Here is a 3,992-nt window from a genome sequence, read left to right as displayed (position 1 = left end):
ACAAGGTCAACGCCGACCTCGCCCTGCGCACCCCGGTCGACGTCGCCGCCGGGGAGTACCACTCGACCCTGACCCTCTCACTGTTCAACCAGTGACCCAACGGGGCCAAACGCCCCCGCCCGCTGTGGCGAGACCACGTTCACCGTCGTCGTGACGAGGAGAGCCGGGCACTTCCCCCACCACCGACACACCACCAGGTGACGACCGGCTTCGTACCTGCCGGCCTTCCGGCAGGTACGAAGACCCGCTGGTAGACGGGCGTGTCACAACTCGGCTCCGGTGGAGCTCCCAGCTCCCCGGCTCCATCGGAGCCGCCGTCCGCTCAATCCCCGGTTCCACGGAATTTGGTACGGAACTATGGGGGCGAAATAGGACGATACATCCCTAAAAATACCGAGAAATAAGACCGTTACCGAAACATGCCTTAAACGGTAAAAGTGATCGCTTGACGGAAAACGGACCGTTGCAAAAGACTTCCCTCGACTTGCGTGCGCCCTGCCAGGCCGACCCCCCGCCTGGCCCACGCAGATGGAGGAACGTCAATGAGACGCGCTGCCAACAGCAGCAGAGTTCGCCGATTCGCCGTTGTGCTCGCACTACCCCTGGCGATCGCTGTCAGCACACTTCCGGCGCTCGCCGACCCGAGCCCTCCGCCGGTGAGCGACGTGGCCCCCGACCGTCTGCCCGCCACCGACCAGAACGGCGTCGCCCTGATCCGGATCGTCGTACCAGACCAGGCCGATGTGGACCGGCTGGCCGATATGGGCGTCGACCTGGCCGAATACAAGAAGCCCGTGGATGACGGCATCGAGGTGCACGCCATCCTCAGCCCCCAGGAGGCCGACCGTCTCCGGGACCAGGGCTTCGATCTCCGTGGCGTCATCTCCGACGAGAGCGACTTCGCCGCCAACAAGGTAGAGCGGGGCCAGGCCCTGGCGAGGGAGGCCGTGGCCGAGGCCGAGACCGACAAGCTGACGGTGCTCCGCGCGGAGTGGTTCACCAGCGTGGACAACCAGCGCTTCCTGTCGGTCGAGGTGAAGTCGAGCGCGACCGACGCGCAGACCGTGCTCACCGCCACCTGGGACAGCGGCAAGAACACCGCCCCCGACTCGGGCGGCACGGCGACGATGTCGCGGTTCACCGACGCCGGTCAGTACATGTACCACCGGTTCACCTCGCCGCTCGCGATCGACCAGGAGCCGGCCAAGGTCACGATCACCAGCAGCCGCGGCGGTTCGGTGACGGCGGAGGCGGCCAAGTGGCTGGGGGCGCCGCGCAAGGCACCGCGACCGCACTACGTCTCCGACTTCGTCGACCACTACATGGACGCGACCGAGGTCACCGACCGAATCGTCGGTCTGGCCGCGGAGTTCCCGGCGACGGCGGAGATCGTCGATCTGCCGTACAAGACGAACGGTTACCGCAGGCTCGCCCAGGCGCAGTTCGGCACGGGATCGGCCGCCATCGTCTACCTGAGCTCCAAGGCCTACGGCAGCGAGGGCGGCAACGACGTCACCGCGGCGCTGGTCAAACCGGATGCCGCCGACTCCCCGCTGTCGGTCGGGGTCAACGGCAAGGACATCGTGGTCAACCTGGCCACCAACGCGGCGGGCGCGATCACCAGCACCGCCAAGCAGGTGGTGGACGCCGTCAACGCCAGCCCGGCGGCGTCGACGCTGGTGACGGCGAGCACCTATCGCGGCAACGCGGGCGCGGGTGTGGTGGCCGCGGCGCCGGCGACCAGGCTGACCGACTTCCTCAAGGCACCGGCAAGCGTGTCACGCGCACCGTTCCAGATGAAGGCCCTGCGCATCGGCAAGAATCGGGACGGTTCCAAGGTCGGGGTGTTCCTGTACTGCCAGGAGCACGCCCGTGAGTGGGTGACCCCGCTGACCTGCGTGGAGACCGCCGAGCGGCTGCTGCGCAACTACGCGCAGGACAAGGCGACCAAGAAGCTCGTGGACAACCTCGACATCTTCCTGCTGCCGACCGCCAACCCCGACGGTTCGCACTACTCGATGTACGACTACAACATGCAGCGCAAGAACATGACCAACCACTGCGCAGCCACCGCGGCCGACCCCGCGAACCGCAACGCCTGGGGTGTGGACCTGAACCGGAACTTCTCGGTCGGCTCCCTCTTCGACGGGTACAGCGGCGCCTCGGCGACCTGCACCGGTGAGACCTACGCGGGTCCCGGCGAGCTGTCGGAGCCGGAGAGCCGCAACGAGGTGTGGCTCACCCAGCAGTACCCCAACATCAAGTTCGCGATGAACACCCACTCCTACGGCGGCTACTTCATGTGGCCTCCGGGTGCGTACAAGTCGGCCGGGCGCGAGCTGCTGCCGCGGGTCGACTACGGCACCGAGAACTATTTCTGGGAGGCCTCCGACCACATCCTGTCCGCGGTGCAGGACTACCGCGGCACGGCGATCTGGCCGGGCCGTACCGGTCCGGTCCCGGACGTGCTGTACTCGGCGGCCGGCAACAGCGCGGACGAGCACTGGTTCAACCGGGGGATCATCGGCTGGGACTTCGAGGTCGGCGCGGACCTGTACAACCCCGTCACCAAGCGGTTCACCGCGGTCGGCTTCCAGCCGCCCTTCAGCGAGGGACACGAGGAGGCGATGGAGTTCACCAACGGCCAGATCGCCATCCTCGAGGTCGCCCGCGCCTTCACCGAGGACCGCGATCTGCCCGAGTCGAAACTGAAGGTCACCGCCAAGAACGCCGGCTCCTCCGCGTTCACCTTCAGGACCGACGAGCCCGCCAACGTGTACTACACGCTGGACGGCAGCCGGCCGACGCTGAACTCGCCCAAGCTGGTGTCGGCGAACATGCGTGAGGGCGCGCAGCAGATCACGGTCGACAAGACCACCGAGGTGTCCTGGTTCTCCGTCGACATCGCCGGCAACGTCGAGAACGGCTACCAGCCGAACGGCAGCGGTCAGAACTACAAAAAGGAGACCGTGGAGGTCAAGGCGGTGCCGGTGACGACCGCGACGACCGCCCCGGCCGAGCCGGCCAGTGGCTGGTTCACCGGTCCGGTGTCGGTCACGCTGTCCGCGGCCCCCGGGGAGCGCAAGATCGACCGTACCGAGTACCAGCTCGACGGCGGCGCCTGGACCAAGTACACCGCGCCGATCGCCATCACCGGGAACGGCTCGCACACGCTGGCCTACCGCTCCGTCGACTCGGCGAACAACGTCGAGGCTGCCAAGACGCTGACCGTCAAGGTGGACACGATCGCGCCGGTGACGACCGCCGCGGTCGGTGCGGCGAGCAACGGCGGTGTGCCGGTGACCCTCTCCGCGACGGACGAGACGTCCGGCGTGGCAGGCACCGAGCACTCCCTGGACGGCGGCGCCTGGACCCCCAGCGCCGGTACGGTCACCGTCTCCGGCCAGGGCGAGCACGAGCTGCGGTTCCGTTCGACCGACAAGGCCGGCAACGTCGAGGAGAGCAAGGCCGTCACGGTGCAGGTCGCTCCGGAGATCGCGATGACCGTGACCGCCCAGGCCCGCTGCGTGGACACGTCGGCGTACGTGGCGGTCGCGGCCGTCAACGACGCCTCCGTGCCGGTGAACGTGACGCTGTCGACCCTCTACGGTTCCAGGACCGTGGCCGACGTCACCCCGGGCAAGCAGGCGTACCAGTCCTTCAACGCCCGCACCGGGCAGCTCGCCGCCGGAACGGTGAACGTGACGGGCGCCGCGACGATCGGTGACCGGCAGGTCACCTCGTCCTACGACGCCTCTCACCCCGCGATCAGCTGCGGCTGACCCGGCCCACTGGTGGCCCCGGTGCACGCGCCGGGGCCACCACCCCACCCCTCATAAGTGGAGTAACCATATGAAAACCGCTCAGGTGCTCGCCGCGTCCGTGCTCGCTCTCGCGCTGGCCGGCCTGGCCGGTCCCGCGATGGCGGCCGACGAACCCGACCCCGAAGGCGTCGAGGTCTCGGTGACGATCGAGCCCCTCCGCGTCCCCGG

At 68.1% G+C, this 3,992-nt stretch carries 1 protein-coding gene; it reads left to right on the top strand.

The annotated features are described in order from the left end of the window. Positions 1–542 precede the first annotated feature (542 nt). Positions 543–3,782, top strand: a complete 3,240-nt coding sequence (locus CHC08_RS47580) for an OmpL47-type beta-barrel domain-containing protein (RefSeq protein ID WP_089213932.1) — start codon at positions 543–545, stop codon at positions 3,780–3,782. The last annotated feature ends 210 nt before the right edge of the window (positions 3,783–3,992 follow it).

This window comes from Streptosporangium subroseum, assembly GCF_900188345.1.
GTDB classification, from domain to species: Bacteria; Actinomycetota; Actinomycetes; order Streptosporangiales; family Streptosporangiaceae; genus Streptosporangium; species Streptosporangium subroseum.
Note: the sequence above shows the minus strand (reverse complement) of the source record. Positions and strands in the feature narration are given on the sequence as shown.